The 23,785-nt window shown below is 39.0% G+C and carries 25 protein-coding genes and 1 pseudogene; 2 read left to right on the top strand and 24 right to left on the bottom strand.

Annotation, left to right across the window (positions count from 1 at the left end; all coding sequences use genetic code 11):
* Nucleotides 1–25: 25 nt before the first annotated feature.
* The 9 genes from P0092_RS01555 to P0092_RS01515 form a co-directional block, all read right to left on the bottom strand.
* Entirely contained in the window at nt 26–430 is a 405-nt protein-coding gene (locus tag P0092_RS01555; protein ID WP_004619753.1) for a F0F1 ATP synthase subunit epsilon, read from the bottom strand.
* A gap of 59 nt (nt 431–489) precedes the next feature.
* The gene (gene atpD / locus P0092_RS01550) at nt 490–1,884 is read right to left on the bottom strand and encodes a F0F1 ATP synthase subunit beta (RefSeq protein ID WP_004619750.1); all 1,395 of its coding nucleotides are present in this window, start codon (nt 1,882–1,884) and stop codon (nt 490–492) included.
* A 60-nt stretch (nt 1,885–1,944) separates the two neighbouring features.
* Nucleotides 1,945–2,829, bottom strand: coding sequence for an ATP synthase F1 subunit gamma (gene atpG / locus P0092_RS01545; protein WP_004619749.1), 885 nt, complete (start codon nt 2,827–2,829; stop codon nt 1,945–1,947).
* A 95-nt stretch (nt 2,830–2,924) separates the two neighbouring features.
* Entirely contained in the window at nt 2,925–4,433 is a 1,509-nt protein-coding gene (gene atpA / locus P0092_RS01540; protein ID WP_199398949.1) for a F0F1 ATP synthase subunit alpha, read from the bottom strand.
* Between the two features lie 32 nt (nt 4,434–4,465).
* A complete protein-coding gene (locus P0092_RS01535; RefSeq protein ID WP_004619746.1) occupies nt 4,466–4,993 on the bottom strand; it encodes a F0F1 ATP synthase subunit delta in 528 nt (175 codons plus the stop codon).
* Entirely contained in the window at nt 4,993–5,478 is a 486-nt protein-coding gene (gene atpF, locus P0092_RS01530) for a F0F1 ATP synthase subunit B (RefSeq protein WP_004619744.1), read from the bottom strand. Before atpF ends, P0092_RS01535 begins: the two co-directional genes overlap by 1 nt.
* A gap of 147 nt (nt 5,479–5,625) precedes the next feature.
* Nucleotides 5,626–5,850 carry an ATP synthase F0 subunit C gene (gene atpE, locus P0092_RS01525; RefSeq protein WP_004619742.1) on the bottom strand — a complete coding sequence of 75 codons (225 nt, stop codon included), beginning with the start codon at nt 5,848–5,850 and terminating at the stop codon, nt 5,626–5,628.
* Nucleotides 5,851–5,864: 14 nt separating this feature from the next.
* On the bottom strand, nt 5,865–6,575 hold the full coding sequence (locus tag P0092_RS01520) for a F0F1 ATP synthase subunit A (RefSeq protein ID WP_004619739.1): 711 nt from the start codon (nt 6,573–6,575) through the stop codon (nt 5,865–5,867).
* Complete coding sequence (locus tag P0092_RS01515) at nt 6,576–6,827, bottom strand: hypothetical protein (protein WP_004619737.1); 252 nt, start codon at nt 6,825–6,827, stop codon at nt 6,576–6,578.
* Between the two features lie 395 nt (nt 6,828–7,222).
* Between P0092_RS01515 and P0092_RS01510 the strand changes: the two genes are divergently transcribed.
* Nucleotides 7,223–8,023 (top strand): motility protein A, encoded by an 801-nt coding sequence (locus P0092_RS01510; RefSeq protein WP_004619734.1) that lies wholly within the window; start codon nt 7,223–7,225, stop codon nt 8,021–8,023.
* A gap of 2 nt (nt 8,024–8,025) precedes the next feature.
* The gene (locus P0092_RS01505) at nt 8,026–8,802 is read left to right on the top strand and encodes a flagellar motor protein MotB (RefSeq protein ID WP_004619731.1); all 777 of its coding nucleotides are present in this window, start codon (nt 8,026–8,028) and stop codon (nt 8,800–8,802) included.
* Between the two features lie 81 nt (nt 8,803–8,883).
* On the opposite strand, the gene wecB is transcribed toward P0092_RS01505, so the two are convergent.
* The 15 genes and pseudogenes from wecB to P0092_RS01430 all read right to left on the bottom strand — a co-directional run bounded on the left by wecB (nt 8,884) and on the right by P0092_RS01430 (nt 23,612).
* Nucleotides 8,884–10,035: a non-hydrolyzing UDP-N-acetylglucosamine 2-epimerase gene (gene wecB / locus P0092_RS01500; protein ID WP_276187208.1), complete on the bottom strand. Its 1,152-nt coding sequence runs from the start codon at nt 10,033–10,035 to the stop codon at nt 8,884–8,886.
* Between the two features lie 408 nt (nt 10,036–10,443).
* Nucleotides 10,444–11,043, bottom strand: a pseudogene (locus P0092_RS01495) (MraY family glycosyltransferase); the annotation flags it as partial.
* A gap of 259 nt (nt 11,044–11,302) precedes the next feature.
* Nucleotides 11,303–11,740 carry a deoxycytidylate deaminase gene (locus P0092_RS01490; protein ID WP_004619728.1) on the bottom strand — a complete coding sequence of 146 codons (438 nt, stop codon included), beginning with the start codon at nt 11,738–11,740 and terminating at the stop codon, nt 11,303–11,305.
* Between the two features lie 60 nt (nt 11,741–11,800).
* Nucleotides 11,801–12,430 carry a uracil phosphoribosyltransferase gene (gene upp, locus P0092_RS01485; protein WP_004619727.1) on the bottom strand — a complete coding sequence of 210 codons (630 nt, stop codon included), beginning with the start codon at nt 12,428–12,430 and terminating at the stop codon, nt 11,801–11,803.
* A gap of 10 nt (nt 12,431–12,440) precedes the next feature.
* Nucleotides 12,441–12,890, bottom strand: coding sequence for a ribose 5-phosphate isomerase B (gene rpiB / locus P0092_RS01480; RefSeq protein ID WP_004619725.1), 450 nt, complete (start codon nt 12,888–12,890; stop codon nt 12,441–12,443).
* A 79-nt stretch (nt 12,891–12,969) separates the two neighbouring features.
* Complete coding sequence (locus P0092_RS01475) at nt 12,970–13,476, bottom strand: low molecular weight protein arginine phosphatase (protein ID WP_004619724.1); 507 nt, start codon at nt 13,474–13,476, stop codon at nt 12,970–12,972.
* Nucleotides 13,477–13,496: 20 nt separating this feature from the next.
* Nucleotides 13,497–14,561 (bottom strand): L-threonylcarbamoyladenylate synthase, encoded by a 1,065-nt coding sequence (locus P0092_RS01470; RefSeq protein WP_004619722.1) that lies wholly within the window; start codon nt 14,559–14,561, stop codon nt 13,497–13,499.
* 28 nt (nt 14,562–14,589) lie between these two features.
* Nucleotides 14,590–15,372: a ZIP family metal transporter gene (locus P0092_RS01465; RefSeq protein ID WP_004619721.1), complete on the bottom strand. Its 783-nt coding sequence runs from the start codon at nt 15,370–15,372 to the stop codon at nt 14,590–14,592.
* A gap of 58 nt (nt 15,373–15,430) precedes the next feature.
* The gene (prfA, locus tag P0092_RS01460) at nt 15,431–16,510 is read right to left on the bottom strand and encodes a peptide chain release factor 1 (RefSeq protein ID WP_004619718.1); all 1,080 of its coding nucleotides are present in this window, start codon (nt 16,508–16,510) and stop codon (nt 15,431–15,433) included.
* Nucleotides 16,511–16,765: 255 nt separating this feature from the next.
* Nucleotides 16,766–17,968 carry a DUF4097 family beta strand repeat-containing protein gene (locus P0092_RS01455; protein WP_004619716.1) on the bottom strand — a complete coding sequence of 401 codons (1,203 nt, stop codon included), beginning with the start codon at nt 17,966–17,968 and terminating at the stop codon, nt 16,766–16,768.
* 36 nt (nt 17,969–18,004) lie between these two features.
* Entirely contained in the window at nt 18,005–18,373 is a 369-nt protein-coding gene (locus tag P0092_RS01450) for a DUF2089 domain-containing protein (protein WP_004619714.1), read from the bottom strand.
* Nucleotides 18,374–18,653: 280 nt separating this feature from the next.
* Nucleotides 18,654–19,958, bottom strand: a complete 1,305-nt coding sequence (locus P0092_RS01445) for a hemolysin family protein (RefSeq protein WP_004619713.1) — start codon at nt 19,956–19,958, stop codon at nt 18,654–18,656.
* A 153-nt stretch (nt 19,959–20,111) separates the two neighbouring features.
* Nucleotides 20,112–22,214 (bottom strand): CotH kinase family protein, encoded by a 2,103-nt coding sequence (locus P0092_RS01440; RefSeq protein ID WP_004619711.1) that lies wholly within the window; start codon nt 22,212–22,214, stop codon nt 20,112–20,114.
* 15 nt (nt 22,215–22,229) lie between these two features.
* The gene (locus P0092_RS01435) at nt 22,230–22,901 is read right to left on the bottom strand and encodes a DUF4956 domain-containing protein (protein ID WP_004619709.1); all 672 of its coding nucleotides are present in this window, start codon (nt 22,899–22,901) and stop codon (nt 22,230–22,232) included.
* A gap of 24 nt (nt 22,902–22,925) precedes the next feature.
* Nucleotides 22,926–23,612, bottom strand: coding sequence for a polyphosphate polymerase domain-containing protein (locus tag P0092_RS01430; RefSeq protein WP_004619708.1), 687 nt, complete (start codon nt 23,610–23,612; stop codon nt 22,926–22,928).
* Nucleotides 23,613–23,785 lie beyond the last annotated feature (173 nt).

The following is a 23,785-nucleotide window of genomic DNA, read 5'->3' as shown; positions in this document are numbered from 1 at the left end:
ATAGACTCAAAAAGAACTCTGCTATTTAACTTCTTTTATTTGTTGCACTCAAACGTGCCATCGCCCTTGCAAGTGCAGTTTTTGACCTCATATATTCCAATTGACTGAGTTTCTTCTGAAGTCGTTCCTCGGCACGCTGTTTTGCAGCCTTGGCTCTGTTAATATCTATTTCCTCCGGGTATTCGGCTGTATCGGTAAGTATAACAACCTTGTCGGGCATAATCTTTGCAAACCCTTCAGTAACAACTGCCTCAATCCATTTACCCTGTGCATTGATTCTAAGAGGTCCGACGCTTACAGCTGAAACTGTGGGTGCATGCTTTGCCAAAACGCCCATCTCACCATCACTGGATTTAAATATTACACACTCTGCCTCTCCTGAAAAAAACTTTCTCTCAGGTGTTAATACCTCTAAAAAAAATGTGGCCATGTCTTCTTTAACCTCCATAAGCCATATACCGGCTTAAAATGCATTAACTCAGGGGATTATCATTCCATTTCCTTCGCAGCTTCGTAAACATCTTCAATAGCGCCCTTCATGTAGAAAGCTGCTTCCGGTATATTGTCCATCTTACCGTCGATAATCTCTTTAAATCCTCTAATAGTTTCCTTTAAAGGAACATACTTTCCTTTATAGCCTGTAAACTGTTCTCCTACAAAGAAAGGCTGTGACAAGTATCTCTGAATCTTTCTGGCTCTGAAGACCGTCAACTTATCTTCCTCCGGCAACTCATCCATACCAAGTATAGCAATAATATCCTGAAGTTCTTTATTTCTTTGAAGAATTTCCTGTACCCTTCTTGCAACAGCATAGTGTTCTTCGCCTACAACCTTGGGGTCAAGTATTCTTGAAGTTGATTCAAGAGGGTCAACCGCAGGATAAATACCCATTGCAACAATATCTCTGCTTAAAACAGTAGTTGCATCAAGATGGGCAAAAGTAGTTGCAGGAGCAGGGTCAGTCAAATCATCGGCAGGAACATATACTGCCTGAACGGAAGTAATTGAACCCTTGTTTGTTGATGCAATTCTCTCTTGGAGTGCACCGACATCTGTTGCCAACGTAGGCTGATAACCAACTGCTGAAGGAATTCTTCCCAACAGCGCGGAAACCTCCGAACCTGCCTGAACAAACCTGAATATATTATCTATGAACAGAAGAACATCCTGTCCCATTTGATCTCTGAAGTACTCAGCCATTGTAAGTCCTGTAAGACCAACTCTCATTCTTGCTCCCGGTGGTTCATTCATCTGTCCGAAAACCATAGCAGTCTTTTCAATAACTCCAGAGTCATTCATATCATGCCATAAGTCATTACCTTCTCTGGTTCTTTCTCCAACACCGGTAAATATTGAATATCCGCCGTGCTCTGTTGCTATATTTCTGATTAATTCCATTATGAGAACTGTCTTACCAACTCCGGCACCACCGAAAAGTCCTATTTTACCACCCTTTGCATATGGTGCCAGCAAGTCTACAACCTTGATACCTGTCTCAAGTATTTCCGTAGAAGGCCTTTGCTCTTCCAAAGATGGTGCTTCCCTATGTATGGGAAGGTAAGCAGTTGGTGTAACCGGTCCTGCTTTGTCAACAGGCTCACCCAAAACATTAAAAATTCTACCCAGAACTTCTTTACCAACGGGTACAGTAATTGCATCCCCCGTATCTTCTGCACTCATACCTCTAACAAGTCCGTCTGTAGAAGACATTGCAACACATCTGACTGTATCATTTCCAAGATGCTGCATTACTTCCGCAGTAACAGTACCAGAATCTGTAGGAATCTTAATAGCATTATATATATTAGGCAAAATACCATTTTCAAATCTTATGTCAAGTACAGGACCTATAACCTGTACAATGACTCCGGAACTTCCAGCCATTTTATACACTCCTTTCAAAATTAGGAGAACTTTTTCATAGTAAAATTTTGTCCTCTATTTCTATTTTAAAGCCGAGGCGCCACCAACAATTTCAGAAATCTCCTGGGTTATAGCCGCCTGTCTTGCTCTGTTGTAATACAGATTTAACTTTTGCAGCATTTCATCTGCGTTTTTAGTTGCATTATCCATAGCAGTCATACGGGCATTCTGTTCACTTGTAAAAGCTTCAACAAAGGTGCCGTACATAATACCTTTTATATACTTGGGAATAAGGACATCAAGAACTTCTTGTTCTGACGGTTCATATTTAAACTTCTGGTCCAGCACAATCTCATTGGCCTTTACATCCTCGCGGAGTGCACCGATTTCAATTGGCAGAAGCTTTAAAACCTTTGGCTCCAAAGATATAGCAGATATCATTTGAGTATATACTATATAAACTTCATCAACTTCCTGTTTATTGTACAAATCAAGTATAGTCTCTGTAATTTCCCTTGCCCTGAACACCGTAGGATTCTGAACTGCATAATCAAATTCAGTGTGGACATGGTATTCCTTTCTGGTAAAGTAAGACCTTCCTGTGGTACCTGCCACCAGAAGCAAGGCATTTTCTTTGTTATCACCGATTTCACGTTCTGTCAGCTTTAAAATATTACTATTGTAACCGCCGGCCAGACCCTTGTCACCGGTCATAACAATATATGCTTTCTTCTTGCCTTCCTTTTCTTCTCTTATGTCAAAAAACTTGCTTTCAACCTCAGCACTATGTGCCAGAATATCGGCTATGGTTTCTCTGACCTTGTTAAAGTAAGGAAGTGTCTCTTCCAACTGTGTTCTGGCTTTTTTAAGTTTTGACGCCGATATCAACTTCATGGCCTTAGTAATCTGTCTCATCTGATTTATACTTTTGATACGTGATTTAATTTCACGCATATTGTTTGCCATATGATAAACCGCCGTTTCTGTCCCACAGCACGACAAAAATATAATCATAACGCTTATCTGCTGTGTTATTGTTGTTAGATAAGCTTTTATTAATTTTAAATAAACTGAGCCTTAAACTCATCTGCCGCAGTCTTCATAAGCTTTGATATTTCATCGCTTATATCTCCTGTTTCAGCAATACTGGTTAGAATCTTAGGGTACTTTTCCTTTATATATGCCACAAATTCCTCATTGAACTTTCTAACCTTATTTACAGGTAAGTCCATCAGATAGTTATTTGTAGCTCCATATAGTATCAGAACCTGTTCCTCAACCGGCAATGTTGCGTACAGAGGTTGCTTCAGTGTCTCTACAAGACGCTCGCCCTGAGTGAGCTTATCCCTTGTGGATTTATCAAGGTCAGAGCCGAACTGCGCAAACGCTTCAAGTTCCCTGAACTGTGCAAGATTTATTCTCAAAGGACCTGCAATTTTTCTCATAGCTTTTATCTGAGCAGAACCACCAACTCTGGAAACTGATAATCCAACGTTAACAGCAGGTCTTTGTCCGGAATAGAACAATTCTGACTCCAGATATATCTGACCGTCAGTTATTGAAATAACATTAGTTGGGATATATGCTGAAACGTCTCCTGCCAGTGTTTCAATGATAGGCAGTGCGGTAATTGAACCTCCACCCATTTCATCGCTTAGTTTAGCTGCTCTTTCAAGTAGTCTTGAGTGTAAATAGAAAACATCTCCCGGATAAGCTTCTCTTCCCGGTGGCCTTTTCAGCAGAAGTGACATTGCTCTGTAGGCTACCGCATGCTTGGACAAATCATCATAAATGATTAAAACATCCTTATGATATCTGTACATAAAATCCTCTGCCATAGCACACCCTGCATAAGGTGCAAGGTACTGAACCGATGAAGGATCGCTCGCCGTTGACGATACAACAATAGAGTATTCCATGGCTCCGAATTTCTCCAGAGTATTTACAATACCCGTAATGGTAGATGCCTTTTGACCTATTGCTACATAAACACAAATGACATCTTTACCTTTTTGATTGATAATGGTATCTACAGCTATAGCTGTTTTACCAGTCTGTCTGTCTCCAATTATAAGCTCTCTTTGCCCTCTTCCAATTGGAATTAAGGCATCAAGTGCCATAATACCTGTTTGAAGCGGCTTGTTAACGCTCTTTCTGTCAATAACGCCGGGAGCCGTAAAATCAACAGAGCGATATTCCTCTGCTACAATATCACCTTTACCATCCACCGGTTTTCCAAGCGGACTGACAACTCTCCCTACAAGGCTTTGTCCAACCGGTACCTGAACAGTTTTTCCTGTTCTTTTAACAGTTGAGCCTTCCTTTATTCCTCTGTCATCTCCCAGGACAACACATCCTACGTTATCTTCTTCGAGATTGAGAGCCATACCAAATACATTATTTTCAAATTGTAAAAGCTCGCCGGACATACATGATTTAAGTCCGTATATTCTCGCAATATTATCTCCTGACTGAAGAACGTATCCAACATCATCAGTCTTAACAGCAGTATCATAATTTTCAATCTGCTGCTTTATAATCGAGCTTATTTCTTCTGGTCTAAGACTCATGTTTCTCACCCCATATGTTCCGATACCATCAGCTAAACACTGACTATCTCAGTTAATGATTCTATCCTGCCTTTTACACTTCCGTCGTAAACCTGGTCACCTATAATTACCTTAATACCGCCAATAAGTGATGCATCTACGATTTCAGTGGAATTTACAGCTACTGCATTATATTTCTTTCTGAACTTTTCTCTTATAGTTTCCAATTGGACTTCAGTTAGTTGTTCAGCCATTATTATCTTCATATCCAGAACATTTGCCATTTCATTTGACATTTGCATAAATTGGCTGAATATTCCGGGTATTTCAGCTGTCCTCTGTTTTGAAATGAGAAGCAGTATCGTATTGAGCATATTTTTGCTTAAGCGTCCTGTAAATACGCTTCTTATGAGAGCTTGCTTCTTATCCGTTTTAATAACAGGGTTATTCAAAAAGTCTCTGAAGTCCTTATCAGAATTGTAAAGGTTGGTAAAGTCTCCAAATTCCTCTTTTACCGAATTAACATCCGACCCTGACAATTGCAGCAGTGCCTGTGCATACCTTTTTTCTACAAGTGGCATTAAGCAGCACCTGCCTCATCAATAAATTTTTCCACCAGACTTTTATTTGTTTCGGAATCCATATTCTGCTGAACAACTTTTGTAGCCGCTGTAATAGCAAGAACAGCTATCTGCTGTTTTACCTGCTTGAGCATTTCGGCTCTTTCACGTTCTACTTCCTCACGGCCTTTTTGCAGAATAAGCTCTGCTTCTTTTTTAGCAGCAGCAACTATCTCTTCATATTCCCGTGAAGCCTTTTGTTTAGCCTCGTTTACCAACCTGTCGGAATCCACTTTGATATTTCTTATTTGTTGGTCGTAGCTTTTGCGTGACTCAGCTGCTTCTAATTTTGCCTGTTCAGCATCGTTCAACGCTGTTTCTATTGAGTTCTTTCTGTTCTCCATAAACTGAGTTACCGGTTTGAACAGAATTCGTTTCATAAAGAAATATAAAATTAACAGGTTTAATGCAACAAAAAGAAATGTATACTTTTCAGGTGTTAGCATAAACTCGCGTCTCCTTATTACCTGTATTTTTATAGCACATTTATATAATAGCACCGTCTATTTAACACCGGGCTTTATATTCTTCTTTGTTACTACTATATCTGTGGAAGGTACACAACATACCTTCCACAGATACTCATATTCCTTTTATTTCATTTTCAAGAATACCAGTACCAATGCAACAACCAAACCATATATAGCTGTTGCTTCTGCAAGAACCGCACCCAGAAGCATTACGTTTCTGATTTGTCCTGCCGCTTCAGGCTGTCTTGCTATACCTTCAACTGCCTTTCCTGTAGCCAAACTGATACCTACTCCTGCGCCAATACCTGTAAATACTGCTATTGCCGCTGCTATAGCTATTATTCCCATTCCATTTCACCCCCTTATTCTAGTACCTCTGCAATATACAGAGACGTCAAAAACATAAATACATAGGCTTGCAATATACCATCAAACAAGTCAAAATACAGACTTAACGCTGCAGGTACTATCGGTGGCATTGCTGCGTAGATTAGTTCCATTACTATAAATGCTCCCAGAATGTTACCAAAAAGACGCAATGCCAAAGATAGTGGCTTAATACCGTAATCAAGTATCTTAAACGGGAGAATCAAAGGTATTGGTTCAACAAAACTCTTTAACCATCCGCTGACTTTTTTATACCTTATTCCGGCATAAATAACTACTGCGATTGACATTACCGCCAAACACGCAGTTACATTTATATTTCTGGTTGGAGGTCTTAGCTTAAAACCTTCTCCAGGAATAACATTAAAAATTGAGACAGTATTTGCAAAAATCAGAAACAACATTACTGTTCCCAGATAAGGTGCAAATGCCTTCCAATGATGCTCGCCTATAGCATCCTTAACTATGTTGTTGATAAACTCAACAATAATTTCAGCCACGTTCTGCTTTTTGCCGGGTACTGTAGTAAATTTGCGGGTGAATATAATTGCAAGAGTAATCATCACTGCCATAATTATCCACATAGTAACCACAACATCAGTAACAGGTATTTTGTTGCCGAACAGGCTAAAAGTGAATACTTCCTGCGGTTCCATCGCCTCAATAAGTCTTTCGCCTAAATCCACTTAGTTCACCTTCTGTCCAAATTGATTTTTTGTAATACCCAAAGTTTCCGTAACAACATTCAGCACTATAACTATCATTACCGATAAAGTGCCTGTCAATGCAGCCAGAAAAGTATGTACTCCCATACGCAGTGCAAAGACAATTGTAACACTAATAACGCCTAAGTTAAATAGATATAGCACTAAATTCAGTACAACTGCAACTGTTTTATTGATACCGTTGCCTAATTGCTTCAGCACAGCTTCAAGCACAGCTAACCTCAACAATGAAAATAGCACACTGACAGTGAGTATGATTATCATTGGTAGTCTATGATGTTTTACAAAAAAACATGCAATAAGCGACACCATATATACAATAAGAACCCTTTTAATAAAAAACTTTATACTATTACTCATATGTTATTATTTTATTGTGCCAATCTCCATAAAAAGTTGTTAAGTTTTCCGCCAAAATTTACGATATCTATTTAGGTTACTTATCTGCGTACAATGATAATAATCGATGGTTGGCAAGAAATTAGTTAAATAATAGCACAGTAAAAAAGGTAAATCAATGGTACTTTGACGAAATGTACCATTATAGAGTTAGTGAATTTAGTAAAGATGCACAAAAGAAATTCAAAAAATTCAGGAGTGGTCATTCTATGGATATTACAACCATTGTAGGTTTGGTACTGGGTCTTGGCGGGGTTTTAGCAGGTTATTTGGAAGAAGGAGGCCAATTGGGCGCTCTTTTCAAGGTAGCTCCGTTTCTGATTGTTTTTATCGGAGGTTTTGGTGCGACACTGGTTGCATTTCCTTTATCAGAAGTTAAGAAAATGCTTTCTACACTGAGCATGTTATTTATTCAAAAGAAATATAACGAAATAGATATAATTAATGAGTTGGCAGATTTATCTGAGAAGGCCAGAAAAGATGGACTTCTCAGTCTTGAGCAGGATGCCCAAACAAATAAGAATGACCTTATAAGAAAAGGCCTGGCTCTGGTTGTTGACGGTATAGAAACAGAAGTAATAAAGGACATACTTGCAAGAGAAACCGAACTGCAGGAAGAGATATATGAGTCAGGTGCAAAGATGTTTGAAGCCATGGGTGGAACCTGGCCGGCCATGGGAGTTTGCGGAACGGTTATGGGTATGATTAGTATACTTAAGGATTTGTCGGATTCCAATGCACTTGGGCCTAAGATATCCAGTGCCTTTATTGCAACCATGTACGGTGTTGCCTTCGCTAACCTTGTATGGCTGCCCTTCGGTACAAAAATAAAGGCTAAAGCGGCACGTGAAACAATGATTAACGAAATTATAATAGAAGGTCTCTTATCCATACAGGCAGGAGAAAATCCACGTATTATCAAGGAAAAACTCAACCTTAACCTTATGGAGAAGTTAAACGGTGCTAAAAATAAATCAGTAGCTACTGCGGAAGAAGGAGCTGAAGCGTAAGCATGGCAAAGGAAAAAATTATCAAGGATAATGCTGAGCGTTGGCTTTTAACATATGCCGACCTGATGAACTTGTTGCTAATACTCTTTATAATATTGTATTCCATGAGTCAGGTTAACACAGAAAAGTTCCAGCAACTCTCACAATCACTGAGCTCTGCCTTTGGTAATGGAGAACGGCCGTCTGTAGTTCAAGGTGGAAGTTCGGGAAATTCTTTAATTGATTTTCCGGCTACCATGCCGTCTCCCGTAATACCTTCAAAGATTGAGGATCAACAGATGGAGGCATTGCAAGAGGAAATAAGCGGTCTTGTGGATTCTGAAGGATTAAAAGGGAACGTATCAGTAACCATGCAGGAGCGTGGTATAGTTGTTACTATAAATGAGAAAATACTGTTTAAAAGCGGAAGTGCTATAATAGAACCAAATGATCAAGATACGGTAATAAAAATAGGAAAGGATATTCTGAGTAAGATTCCAAACAAACACATACGTGTGGAAGGACATACTGATAATATCCCAATGAAAAGTGCCTTATATCCGTCAAACTGGGAATTGTCTGCAGCAAGAGCAATAAATGTTTTGAAGCTTCTGGTTGATAAGGGCGGTATTAATCCAAAGATGATTGCTCCTGTACCATACGGTGAATATTCACCATTAGTTCCGAATACTACGGATATTAACAGAGCAAAGAACAGAAGAGTTGATATTGTAATACTTAGGGATTCATCCAGTAAGGGTGAAGCCGACACAGATAAAGAAGGCTCAACAGCCAAATAGCAGAATAATAATAAACGTAAAAAGGGGATGTTGTCCATAACATCCCCTTTAAAATAAACTTATTTACCTAATTTTTCAGATTCAAACACTAAACTCCTGAGGTATTTCATCTGTTAACCCGAAGTGATACAGAAGTACTTTGACAATTCTCTCGGAAGCATGTCCGTCACCGTATGGGTTTACAGCCTTTGCCATTGTGTCATAATCTTCCTTGTCTTCAAGAAGCTTTGTTGCATGTTCTATTATCTCGCTTTCAACTGTTCCGGCAAGTCTTACTGTACCTGCTTTAACAGCTTCGGGCCTTTCAGTTTCTTTTCTCAATACAAGAACCGGCTTGCCCAATGTCGGCGCCTCTTCCTGTATTCCGCCGGAATCTGTCATTATCATGTATGATCTGGCCATAAGATTATGCATATCCTGAACATCCAGTGGAGGAATCAAGTGAACTCTTTCTTTTCCTCCAAGAATCTCCTTGGCCGTTTCCTGCACAACAGGGTTTAAGTGCACTGTATAAACCAGTTCAACATCGTCATATTTATCAACAATTGAAGAAAGTGCACGACAGATATTGTGAAGTGGTTCCCCAAGATTTTCTCTTCTATGGGCAGTAACAGCAATGATTCTTTTATTTTTAAAGTCTATCCCTCTGAGTTCTTCACACTGGAAGGTATAATCTTCTTTTACAGTTGTTTTTAATGCATCATTTACAGTATTACCTGTAACATATATTGCATCCTGACTTACACCTTCTCTTAAAAGATTTTCCCTGTTGGTTTGAGTTGGTGCAAGGTGAATATCTGCCATTGATCCGGTAAGTTTTCTATTCATTTCTTCCGGATATGGAGAATACTTATCAAAAGTTCTTAATCCTGCTTCTACATGTCCCACAGCTATCTGCTTGTAAAAAGCTGCAAGGCTTCCTACAAAGCATGTCGTAGTATCACCGTGAACAAGTACTATATCAGGGTTTTCCTGCTCCATAACCTTTTCAAGGCCTTCAAGAGCCCTTGTCGTAATGCCTGTTAAGGTTTGTCTGCTCTGCATTATATTCAAATCGTGCTGAGGCGTAATCTCAAACATTTTCAATACCTGATCAAGCATTTCTCTATGCTGAGCTGTTACGCACACAATGGAATCAATCTTATCGCACCTTTCCAGTTCCTTTACAAGAGGTGCCATTTTAACGGCATCGGGTCTTGTACCGAATATTGTCATTACCTTTAGTCTGTCCAACTTTCTACCTCCTATTATAGACATTCTTGACGGGTTGTACAGGTAGTGAACCTCTTTTGCCCTACTTGCACTGTTCACTTCACTCATATACATTGATCCGCCTACTATGAATATAGCTACCGCTATTACCAATATAATGGCACTAACGGGCCCTTTATAGTCAAGTACTACCGCACATAACCCCAGTGCCGCACTTGCAACATATATAACCAAAACTGATTGTTTCTGGGTAAGCCCCATATCAACAAGCCTGTGGTGCAAATGCCCTCTGTCCGCTGCCATTGGTGATTTACCGCTTGCAACTCTTCTGAGAATGGCAAAAAGCGTATCAAACAAGGGCAGTGCCAGAACCAGCAACGGTACGGCTATGGCTATGGCCGTATAAGACTTGTATGTACCTTGAATAGATATGGTTCCCAGTACAAATCCTAAAAATGTTGCTCCCGTATCTCCCATAAAAATCTTTGCAGGATTAAAATTATAAGGCAAGAAACCCAGAACAGACCCTGCAAGAATTGCAGCCAGTACTGCTGTACGAATATCGGGATCACCCCTCATTACAGAAACAAAGAATAGTGACATGGAAGCAATTGACGATACTCCTGCCGCCAATCCGTCCAATCCATCAATAAAATTAATAGCGTTTGTAATACCAACTATCCATATCACAGTCAACGGGTAAGAAATCCATGGCCCAAAGGTCGATATTCCAATGACTGAAAAAGGATTAGTTACAAATTCAATTCTAGTACCGGTAAATGCAACTATAAGAGCTGCCGCTATCTGGATAGGAAATTTGAGTTGTGCGCTTAATGCATATTTATCATCTATAAAACCCAATACTGCAATAATTAAGCTACCTGCTATTAAGCCTAGAAAACGCTTGTCAAAAACCAACGCAGTTTCTACCTTTAATAGTTTGGAGCTGACTATACTAAATAGTATTGAAACAAAAAATCCTGCAATTATAGCCAAACCGCCCAACAATGCAGTTGGCCTCTTATGCATCCTTCGACTGTCCTTAGGAACATCAACAACCCCTAATTTAAAAGCAAGGCTTTTTACTGCAGGAGTAGCTGAAAAAGCAACTATAAACGCAAGGGTGAAAGAAATAAAATACTCATATACACTCGACATTTAAACACCTTCTTGTATTACAACCCTAGGCAAAGCCACATAAAAACATACCATCCAAACATCAAAATAGAGGGAGGCAGTCCCCCTCTGTTTATTATCTTGTTTTAAGTGTCTGCCCAAGGTCATAGTTCTATAATCTAACAACCTCTATACCGGCTTCACTAAGCAGCGTCATCGCCAGTTCATCAGGATATTCACCATTAAATACAATTCTGACAATGCCCGCATTAATGGCCAGTTTGGCACACAGAACGCAAGGCTGATTTGTAACATATAACGTAGCTCCGCTTACGCTGGTGCCGCTATATGCAGCCTGAACAATTGCGTTCTGCTCTGCGTGAATTGCTCTGCATAATTCATGTCGCTGCCCCGACGGGATATTCAGCTTTTCTCGCATGCATCCAACTTCAGAGCAGTGCTTACAGCCCACCGGAGCACCGTTATATCCTGTAGCAAGTATTCTCTTATCCTTTACGATAACGGCGCCTACTTGTCTCCTTATACAGGTAGACCTGGTCTTAATCAGCTCCACAATCTGCATGAAATACTCATCCCAAGACGGTCTCATAAAGCACCCCCTAAAGTTAAACTTTTGCTGAAGCTACAATCCGCAAAATTAACTGTCTAATTATTTTGTTCCGAATAATCTGTCGCCTGCATCTCCAAGTCCGGGTACAATATAAGCATGGTCATTAAGAATTTCGTCAACTGCTGCACAGTAGATTTCAACATCCGGATGATCCTTCTGCATTCTCTCAATTCCGGCTTTTGCAGCAATAAGGCACATAAGCTTTATATTCTTTACGCCTCTGTTTTTAATAAACTGAATTGCAGCCGATGCCGAACCGCCTGTAGCGAGCATTGGGTCAAGAACAACAATCTCTCTCTCCTCAACATCAACAGGAAGTTTGCAGTAGTATTCAACAGGCTGTAGTGATTCAGGATCTCTATATAACCCGATATGTCCTACTTTAGCCATCGGGATAAGTCTCAGCATACCGTCAACCATTCCCAATCCGGCTCTCAATATTGGAATTATTCCAAGTTTCTTACCTGAGATCACATTGGTTTTAGCCATTCCTATAGGAGTCTCAATTTCCACTTCTTTCAATGGCATATTTCTTGTAACTTCATAACCCATAAGCATTGCTATCTCTGATACTAATTCTCTGAATTCCTTTGTATTTGTGTTCTTATCTCTAAGCAGTGATATCTTATGTTGTATTAGCGGGTGGTCAAAAACAAATACATTCTCCATTATAAATTCCTCACTTTGTCAAATATTTTTTTTCAATGTCTGAAATTTTTTCAAGCCTGTTCTGGTGTCTTCCACCAAGAAATTCTGTTTCCAGCCATGTTTCAATTATATCGAGAGCTAGTCCCGGTCCTACAACTCTTTCGCCTATAGCGATTATATTGGCATCATTGTGCTGCTTGCACATTTTTGCCATATAGCTGTCGGTACACAATGCAGCTCTTGCACCCGGAACCTTATTGGCAGCTATTGAAATGCCAATCCCGGTACCGCATATTAAAATACCTTTTTCACATTCTTTACCGGCTACAGCCTCTGCCACAGCTCGTCCATAATCAGGATAATCAACTGAATCCGGTGAGTTTGTACCAAAGTCCTTTACCTCAAGTCCCTTGCTCTCCAAAAACTTTATAATATCTGCTTTTAACAGATATCCCGCATGGTCACTTCCAATTGCAATCATAATTCCTCCATAAATTGACAAAATCATTCTATAACTATAATCACATCTTTAATTATTTTATAGTATAAATTATTACATGTCAAAAAAAACTCAATTTGTTTAAAAGTAGTTTTATACATTCCTGTAATTCCTTGGCACAAGCCTCGTATACGCCATATGGCATTCCGTATGGATCACTAATATCAGCCGCACTGCTGTCCGGGTTTAAATCAGGATAAACATACTCTTTTAATGTAAAAATCTGAGCTTTTTTCCGGGGGCATAATCTTTTAATGATATCCCTGTGCTGTCGTGTCATTGTCAGAATCAAATCCGCCTGTTCAGCATCCGTGTCGCTGAGCATTTTTGCCTGATGAGATGATATATCAATATCCCACAGGGTTTTCAGTGCCTTTATGGAGTGTCCTGAGGCGGGCTCACCGTCAAATGCACTTATTCCCCTTGAGGCTGTTATTATTCTCTGGGAATCCTTCAAATCCTTTAAAGCTTCTTTCATTAATCCTTCTGCCATACAACTTCGGCATGTATTACCGGTACAAACGAATATTATCTTCAGAGAATCCGTTAATGAGTTACTTTCCTTCATTGTCAACCTCCAAAATAAAACTAGACAAGGTCTGCCTTGACAATATCATATCCGGCTGCTTTTACCATCCTATTCATTATTGCCAATCCTACACCATTTTGATCAACAGCTTCTGCCAGAATAATATCCACCTCTCTGTCATCAAACTCTCTTAAAATTGAAAACAGGCTGGATGCAATAGTTTCAGGGTGATTTCTGTCCCCCATGGATATGGTCTCAAAGAGTTTATACCTGTCAAAGGTCTGGTCCGTAGAGCATACTCCTACTTTTTTGTCTTCCTTTATATACTTTTCAGCTAAACGACACACTACTTCAGTCTGCTTGTCCATATCATTGCTTTCAACTATAATAACATGGGCCTTGGGTGAATAGTGCTTGTACTTCATCCCAGGTGACTTTGGCACATTATCCGCAGTAACTTTCCCCATAATGGTCTTATCAATGTCTATCTGTCCTATAATTTCTTCTATTTGGCGTGGGGTTATTCCTCCCGGCCTTAAAAGAACAGGAGGGTCTACTGAAACATCAAGCACTGTGGATTCAAGTCCTACACTGGAACTGCCTGCATCCACTATTATTTCTATTTTCCCTTCCAGATCATCCAGCACATGCCGTGCAGTAGTGGGACTCGGCTTACCTGAAACATTTGCACTCGGGGCGGCAACAGGAATTCCTGCCAGCCTTATTAGTTCAAGGGCAACAGGGTGTCCCGGCATTCTTATGGCAACCGTATCCAGTCCTGCTGTTATCTCTCTTGGAATAGCAGAGCTTTTTTTCATTACAAGGGTAAGAGGCCCGGGCCAAAGCTTGTCCATTAATGCAACTGCTTTGGCAGGGATAAAGGAAGTCAGCTCCGAAACTTTCTCCCTGTCTGCTATATGTACTATAAGAGGATTATCGGAAGGCCTTCCCTTAGCCTTGAATATTTTGCTCACAGCTGCTCCGTCAAGGGCATTGGCTCCCAACCCATACACAGTCTCTGTTGGGAAAGCCACGGTCATGCCCTCTTTTAACGCTTCTGCAGCCGGTTCTAATGCAATTTTGTCTATATTTTCTGCATCTATTTTAATAACCTTTGTTTTCAAACATTTCACCTCTAATATGGTTTTGGTGCTAATTGAGCATCGTTACTATTATACCACATACTATTCCCAATATATTGCCTACCGATGACATTCTCCCCAGGTAAATCCTCTTTGATTCAGGGATAAGTTCACCAAAGACCACATACAGCATTGCTCCACCCGCAAATCCAAGGCACAGAGCAATAAATTGCTGAGAGACATGACCCAGAACCGCTCCGATAAATGCTCCCAAGCCCATTGGCACCCCTGAAAGTACAGTCAGCAAAAAAGCCTTTTTGGCTGAAAACCCTCCTAGTTTCATAGGAAGTGCCATTGCAATACCTTCGGGTACATCATGAATTGCAATTATAACAGTAAGAGTAAGCCCCAGTTCTACAGAAGCTTCAAAGCCCGAACCAACGGCAAAACCTTCGGGCAGGTTATGGAGTGCAAGACCCACCGATACCAGTATTCCTGCTCGAAGCAAACCGGAGTTGCCTTTTGTATTTTTTACACTATCAATTCTTTTTACCATATCATCAAGAATCATTACAATCAGTATTCCCAGACCTATTCCTATTATGGTCAAATTCAGGCCGGCAATTTCAAAGGCTTCCGGCACAAGCTCAAAACATACTACAGCAGTCATCAGTCCTGCTGAAAATTCTAAAATAGAGCTAAGCAGCCTGTTACTTATCCTTTTATCCACAAAAAAGGCTATCAACCCGCCAATACCCGTTCCGGTAATGCCTGATATCAAGCCTATAAATGTTATCTTCAAAATATGTTCCACATTAATTCCTCTTTCAAAAATAGTATGTCTACTAAACATACTATTCCTTCTAGGTGTGGAATAGTATTAAATTGTCCTGCTTTTTTGTTTGAAATTCTTAATCCTCATCATCAGCACCGCTTCCGAGCTTCTCGGATTGGTCTGTAGTTATGAGAGCATCTATCAGTTCGTCAAGATCTCCGTCAAGTACCTGCTCCAGCTTGTACAGTGTAAGATTGATACGATGGTCGGTTACTCGACCCTGAGGATAGTTGTAGGTTCTGATTCTTTCACTTCTGTCACCTGTTCCGACCTGACTCTTTCTATCCTGAGCAACTTCGTTTATTTGCTGTTCCTGAGCTATTTCGTAAAGTTTTGAACGAAGTATCTTCATTGCCCTATCTTTGTTTTTGTGCTGTGAGCGTTCATCCTGACAGCTTACGACTATTCCTGAAGGCATATGGGTTATTCTTATTGCAGAATCAGTCTTGTTAATATGCTGTCCTCCTGCACCGCTGGCCCTGTAGGTGTCTATCCTTAAATCATTTGGATTGATATCCACATCAACTTCTTCAACCTCCGGCAAAACGGCAACAGTTATTGTTGATGTATGAATACGTCCGCTTGATTCTGTAGAAGGTACTCTCTGAACCCTGTGTACACCGCTTTCAAATTTAAGCCTGCTGTACGCACCTTTTCCTTCTATAGAAAACACAACTTCCTTGAACCCTCCAAGTTCGGTAGGATTGGAGTCCATAATTTCATACTTCCAACGTTTTTTTTCGGCATACTTTGTCATGGCTCTGAAAAGTACTCCTGCAAAGAGTGCTGCTTCTTCACCGCCTGCACCACCACGAATTTCAACAATAACGTTTTTATCATCATTGGGGTCTTTGGGGACAATTAATATTTTCAACTGTCTCTTTATTACCTCAAGTTTTTCCTGAGCTTCCTGAAACTCCTGCTGAACCATTTCCCTAAAGTCCTTATCCAAAGTCTGGTCAAGAAGCTCTCTTGCCTCTTCAATTTCTTTTGATACTTTTGTGTATTCCCTGTACTTCTGAACGATTTCTTCTAAATCGGAATACTCTTTCATATATTTTTTATACTCATCCTGGTTGTTAATGACATCGGGGTCACTAAGCTTGTGGCTTATCTCCTCGTATCTGTCTTCTGCAGCCTGAAGTTTGTCAAACATAAATTCCTCCGTAAAACAACAGTTTCTATTTTTTGGCTTTCAAGTAATAGTTTTATATATAAATTGGCTAATATACATTAATATGCATATTAGCTGAATACACAGTAAAATTCCATACGCAATTCAATATTATATCATGAACAATTAATTTAATCTACAAAAAATAAACAGTCTGAAAAGCTTACTTTCAGACTGTTTATCTTGGTGGAAGATATCTATTTTAAAGTGTAGGTATGTTTATGGTGGTGGTTTATACTACTTTACTATTTCTACCTGTCCGTTCATGGTTTCTGCGATTATATTAACCTTGCATAGCCCGGACTCATAATTTTTGCTTTCCGCTTCAATAAAGCTTCCGCCTGTGCCCTGACGATTAACATTATGATATAGAATTTCCGGAACCAACAAGTTGATAGTTCCATTGGTTGCATGGGCCTTAACTTTGTAAACCCTGCTGTCCATATCATTCATATTCACCTTTATGCCTCCATTTGAGGTTTTGAGGTACATATCCATATCAGTTTCCCCATCAACATTCTGGGCGTTTTCTATACTAATTCTGCCGTTCTTTGTAACTGCATTAACAGATTTTGCTTTTATGTGTTTTATATCTATAACAGCATTTGAGGTATTTATATCAATGGTTTCTCCGATAATGTAATTCAACTGAATCCTGCCATTTTTTGTGTTTACGGAAATATTGTCACTATTGACTCCCATTAGCTCAATATGTGCATTTTTTGTAACAGCTGTAATTTCTTCAGAAATTGAATCTTCAATATAGATTTTACCATTTGAATTCTGAATAGCTATTTTTTTGAACTTAATGTCAGGAATAAATATTTCATGGGATACACTAACATTGAAAGCGGTACTGTTAACCTTTATTGAAATATTGGAAGGATCATCAGAAAATGTAACAACTCCTTCTCCGTCCGGTGCTGAGCTTTTAATTCTTGATATAATAACAATCTTTGAATCCAGATGCTTCTTTATTGTAATTGCCCCATTTACTCCCGATATGTCAAAGGTTGCATCTTCGGAAGGGTATACCTCAAAGTTCTTTTGAACCGTTTGACAGCTTCCGAAAACATTAAAGGAATTTGTATCTACAAAACTTCCAACATAATCTATTACCTTGTCTACAATTCCAAATGTTGTTGAAGCAACGTTTTTACCGATTTTTTCAGCCTTATTTGCAAAATCATCAATCATATTATCAAAATCAGCCTGATTATAATTGTTCTTAAAGCCTTTTTTCCACTCATTAACCTTATCTCTTACTTTTGCAGCCTCTTCTGTAAAGCCGTTTGCCTTTTGATTACCTTTAAATCCATTAGCAGATTCTTGTTCTGCCTTTGCATCAAGTGCTGCCAACAATTTTGCAGCCTCTTCGCTTGTGATTTTCTTTTCTTCAAGCATCGTTAGTATTAATAATTTTTCTTCACTTATAGACATTATTTAAATCCCTCCTAAAATTCAGATAGAAAAATGTTATTCCTTCATCAGTTCAATTGCTTCTTCAACACTAATTTCTCCGCTGTTAAGCTTATCAAGTATTTCCTTCTTTCTACCCGGAACTTCAGGTTGCGGTTCACCTTTATGTCCAAGTGCGGCCGCTACATCTTCCAGCTTATTCTTTACTGTGGGATATGAAACGCCCAGCTCTTTTTCAACTTCCTTTATATTTCCTCTGCACTTTATGAATACGTCTAAAAATGTTCTTTGATCATTTGTGAGTTTGCAGAACTTGCATAGTTTAAAATGCCCTTCTATAACAGTATCACAGCTGTTACATGTTATCCTTGTTACTTCAGTCTCATTTCCGCAGACCGGGCATTTGCCGATAGCTTCTCTTGCCATAAAATCACCTCTTGAATTTAATAAAGTTATAAATCTTGCTTATATTTGCCAAAGTTAATTTTCCCAGACAATTAATTAATTTTTTTAATCCGTCAATTAATATTATTAATCTTATATTAATATATTATGCTCATTCTCATATAATGTCAATATTATTTTTTAATTTTTTTAATTTATTTATTAATATTTTTGATATGTATATTAAATTATTTAATAAAGGCATAAAAAAACTGCCTCAACAAGGTTAATTGTCATTGTGAGACAGTCTGGTAACTCTTTTTTATACATTTTCCTTTTTACTTGCCTGTACCTTTGCTATTCTCATACCTTCCATTTCGGTTACTCTGAAAACTATATTTTCATATTGAACAACAGGTTTCTCGTCAACCTTTGGTATTCGGCCCAGAAGTTTTAGAATAAAACCTCCCAAGGTATCAAAATCGTCCACGGGAAGCTCTTCGTCCAATACTTCCTCAACCCTGTCAAGACTTATGGCACCATCGAAAACATAAGTATCATTCTCAAGATATTCAATATCTTTTTGTTCTATATCGTATTCGTCAAAAATATTTCCAACTATTTCTTCAAGTAAATCTTCTATTGTAACAATCCCTGCTGTACCGCCGTACTCATCTATTACAACCGCCAAATGAACCTTGTTCTTCTGCATTTCTTTGAATAACTCGTCAGTTCTCTTTGATTCAGGAACAAAGTAGGCACTTCTTGTAATTTTCTCCAGACTAAAATCCTTCGCGTTATTTTGGGTGTACTCCAATAAGTCCTTTACATGCAGTATGCCCACTATATTATCCAAGTTTTCACTATAAACAGGAACTCTGGTATATTTGTCACGGTTCATGACGTATAAAACATATTCAAGGTCTGAATCCACAGGAATACCGTCTATATCGGTACGATGGGTCATTATCTCAGAAACATGTTTATTATCAAACTCGAATATGTTGTCTATCATTTCCTTCTCAGAATCCTGAATAACTCCTCTTTCTTCACCGACTTCCATCATCATCCTGATTTCTTCCTCGGTTACTTTTTCATCGTCCCCGCCTGCGGGATTTCCACCAAAAAGCTTAATAAAGAAGTTTGTTGAAACCGTCAGAAATCTTACAAAAGGATTTGTAACACGTGATAAAAACATCAATGGACCTACAGCTATGTTGGCCAAAAACTCAGCCTTTTGCATCGCTAATCTCTTAGGTATCAATTCACCGAAAACTAATGTAAAATAGGAAAGAATTATGGTAATCACTACAAGTGAAACACTCCTGATAACTGATTCAGCAACCGGCAACCCGGTCTTTACTAATAATCCTGTTAAGTCATCCACAAAACTTTCCGTCGCAAATGCACTTGCAAGAAAACCAGCCAATGTTATACCTATCTGAATGGTTGCCAAAAATCTGCTGGGCTCACTAAGAAAGCTATAGAGCTGTTTTGCTTTTTTATCTCCCTCTTCTGCCTGCTTCTTAATTATTTTGTCATTCAAAGATATGAGGGCAATCTCAGATCCCGAAAAAAATGCATTTAACAGTACAAGAACCACAAGCAGTAAAACTTTAGTTAACAAGTAATCCAACCTCCACGCCATATATGCAAAGTTTATTTACGCAACCGTCTCGTATAAAGCTAATATACTAAAAAGCATATTTAGTGTCAACTCTTGGAAACAGTCTAAAAACCTTGTTTTATATAGCTTTCTCATTTTAGTCAGATATATTTATCAACTGCTTTTTCTACGTCTGAATTTTGCGACAAACAGCATTCCTACTGACATAAATACCATGCACACTCCCAGTATTACAGCATCCTCTACCGATATTTGTGTCACTGACTGCATTTTTATATCATTTTTGCTTTTTTGTTCCGGAAATCTTCCTTCCCTCATTTCTCCGTTTCCAAAGGGCATATTCTGGACAAATTTTATCTGTTCGTCAGTCATTCCAAGTGCTTTTAACTGCTGTAGCTGTTGCTCAGTCAAATCTTTTCCGTTGGCAGATTGTATTATCTTCATGGCCTGCATCATCACATCCCTGTCAGGCATATCCCCGAAGCCCTGACCGCCCCCCTGTTGTTGGTTGTCTTGAGGCGGTTCCATGCCTCCCTGCGGCATTTGTTCCTTGCCTTGCTGCTGGTTTCCCTGTGCTGAATCCACACCTTCCCGGGGCCTTTGATTATTACCTTGTTGCTGTTCTTGCTGCGGTTGATTTTCACCGTCTTTACCCATTCTGCCACCGCCACCTTGCGTCCCCATAACCGAAAGGTTTATTGCAGATGCATCTATTAACTTGTCAGAGGCCTTTGACTGTGCTTGGGTAGTCGATGGAATACTTCCGTCAAGTTGTCCCTGAATACTTTCTGCTCTTAGCTTGCCAAATTCTTTCAGCATAGCTGTACCGGCGGTATACTTGTCATATGAAAAAAATGCCGTTGCATCATTCTTAACATACTCCCCGATTAGTGAATTCAGTCCATCTACTGTTTTGTCAAATTTACCGTCATTAAAATAGCCATTGAGTATTTCCTGCAAATACTTGTGGTACTGCACTTTATATTCGTCAACTTCGAGGAGTTTGTTCAAAATAGGCCTCTCCGACATTTCAATACCCGATACGGGTGTGTCTATGGGAAAGTTTACGGCTGCAGATGCCGAGCCGGACTGAAAGCCTGCAAAAGCAAGATTGTAATCCCACGGAAGTATTGTGAGCTGCCCGTTATCCTCATAAAGATAATAGTTATGCTTCATATTGCTGAAATAACTGTCCAGATTAACTACAACTGTATTTACTGCAAAATATTTAAGACATTCATTAACATTAATATATTTTTCAAGCTCTGTTCCGTTGTTTAGATTCTTAATAGCTTTTATAACTCTTTTATAGTCTGCATCAGTACCTTTAAATATTTCCCCGTCAAATATATTTGAATAACTGCTTATTTTATCATCAACATATTTAAGGTCAGCCCCTCCGCCTTGGTTATTTCCAAACCCACCGAAACCGCGGCCTCCTTCATTTGCACTCTGATTCTGATTATTTTTTGTATCAGCTGTTTTTGATTTGTCATTCGTTCCATTACCTTGTACAGTGGCACCTTTAACTGCTTCTGATTGTTGCTGCTGATTTCCGTTTTCCCGTTTAGTGTCCTTCTGCCCCTCCTGATTTCCCGGAAAATCCTTCATCATTCCATTTCCCTTGCCCCCCATTGTTTCAGGCTTGTACAGTTTCCCAAAATCATCTCCATAGTTTCTCTCGGCGAAGGCATCCTCCATAGCCTCAACTGCAAGATAGAGCCCCCACTTCTCTCCGTTTACTTTTACATCAGTGTAGGCATATAAAGGCGTAGTAACACCCATGTAGGACATCATGTCAAGAGAAAGGTATTCCTTCATATATGTGGAATCGGCCTGTATATTGTTTATAACCATTTTGTCCATCCCCATGCAGGTTTGTCCCTTTATATAGTGGTCAAACTCCAGTTTAAAGCTGTATCTGTCTGAATTGCTGTTTGCTACCATTGATAGGCTCGAATTACCTTTAGGCCTTATTCCAACTGACTTATAGGTAATACCGTTGATAGTTGCATCACATTGAATGTACTCTTCACTTGTGGCATTTTTCAACATGTTCTCCCATTCTTTCTTATCTGCCTTTATGTCAATTGAAATTATCTTATCCTTATTAAACAACTTTGTGACATATTCAGGCTGTGAATTATCACCGCTTATCCCTATTAAGCCGGGAACAGTCATAAAGATTCCGGTAAAAACAATCACCACAAGCAGAACACCAGCAATAATTATATTTATATATTTGCCTGTTATCATAAGCTGCCTCCAAATCTATGACATATACTCCCCGTTATAGCTTACAAGTACTGTATTTGTTACCCCTCCAATATCTGAAATTTTGTTTACAAACTCAGTAGTACTGTCTTTTAGTCTGACTTCCAGAGTGAGTTCAATTCCGCTTGTAGTAACAGCCTTTGATTTAACCATGTGCTTTTTTACACTATCACTTATAGCACTGTTAACCTGCTTTTCCGCTTTTTCGTCTGCACAATTTACTACCAGGATGTAGGGATTATCAGTGGTTTTTTTGTTTACAAACAATACCATAACGACTCCTATAAACAACGAGCCAAATACGCCCAGAGGTATAAGACCTGCACCTGTGACAATACCTGCTGATATGGACCAGAACAAAAATGCTATGTCCATGGGTTCCTTTATAGCTGATCTGAAACGTACAATTGACAATGCACCCACCATACCAAGGGATAGAATAACATTGGATGTTACCGCCAATATTATTAGAGTAGTTATAAGCGTCATTGCCAGCAGTGAAACTCCAAAGCTTGCTGAGTACATTACCCCATTAAAGGTTTTTTTGTATACATAAAATATAAACAGTCCAAGTGCAAAAGACACCGCCAATGCGATTACCATATCCAAGGGTGAAAAAGAAGATACCTTCTCAACAAAATTGGATTTAAATATATCATTAAAAGTCATTTACTTAATCCTCCTGATTTTTTATTAGCCAAATATCCTACAGGCTGCATATTTTGAGAATGCTGAATTCTGCCTCTGTCCAAGCTGAATTATGTCCCTGATTATTTCAGGCAGAAACTCATCAAATTTCACTTCCATTATTATTTTTTTAACTGCATGAGAATTCATGGCAGCAGTTTGCTGATTAAAGAGCTCCTTTGAATTGAGTCCTGTTGTTATGCCGCTGTCAAAAGTAACTCTCACGTTACCGGGTTTATAAATATAAGGTTCTCTGATATAGTCCACCAGAGTTCTGGGTCTTAACTGTTGAAAATTCATTTTGGCATACAATTCAACTAATAACGAATTTTCAGAAAATCTCATCCACTTTATGTCACCATTTATTATTTGCTCACACTGTCCCACCGTCAATGGAGTGTATCTTTTGTAGCATAATCCGTTTATCTTTCCTTTTTTCTCCAGTTTAATGTACCGGATATCGCCATTATAATAACGAATTCTGAATTTCTCTCTGTTATTCAGGCCTAATATTTTTTCTTTAAGTGCCTTATCATCGGCATTGTCAAAATATAAACTCCTGATTCTATATCTGCCTCTTTCATCTGTATTTGAATCTTTTTGGGCTATAAACTTGAGCCGATTCCGCAAGGCAATGTAGTCAGATATTGAAATTTCATGCTTTATTTCATGCCTTAATTTTAATTTTTCCATGTTTCACCTCCTGATTTTTTAATCTGGCGTGTAGAGATTACATAAAAATATTAACTTTTAAATGTGATGGTTTTCTGAACGTTGGATGAATTCTGGAAGTAGAATTGTTACTAAACTGAAAACAAAAAAAGATACCAGTTACACACTTATGTGTACTGATACCTTTTATTAAA

The organism is Ruminiclostridium papyrosolvens DSM 2782 (assembly GCF_029318685.1).
GTDB lineage: Bacteria > Bacillota > Clostridia > Acetivibrionales > DSM-1351 > Ruminiclostridium > Ruminiclostridium papyrosolvens.
Note: the sequence above shows the minus strand (reverse complement) of the source record. Positions and strands in the feature narration are given on the sequence as shown.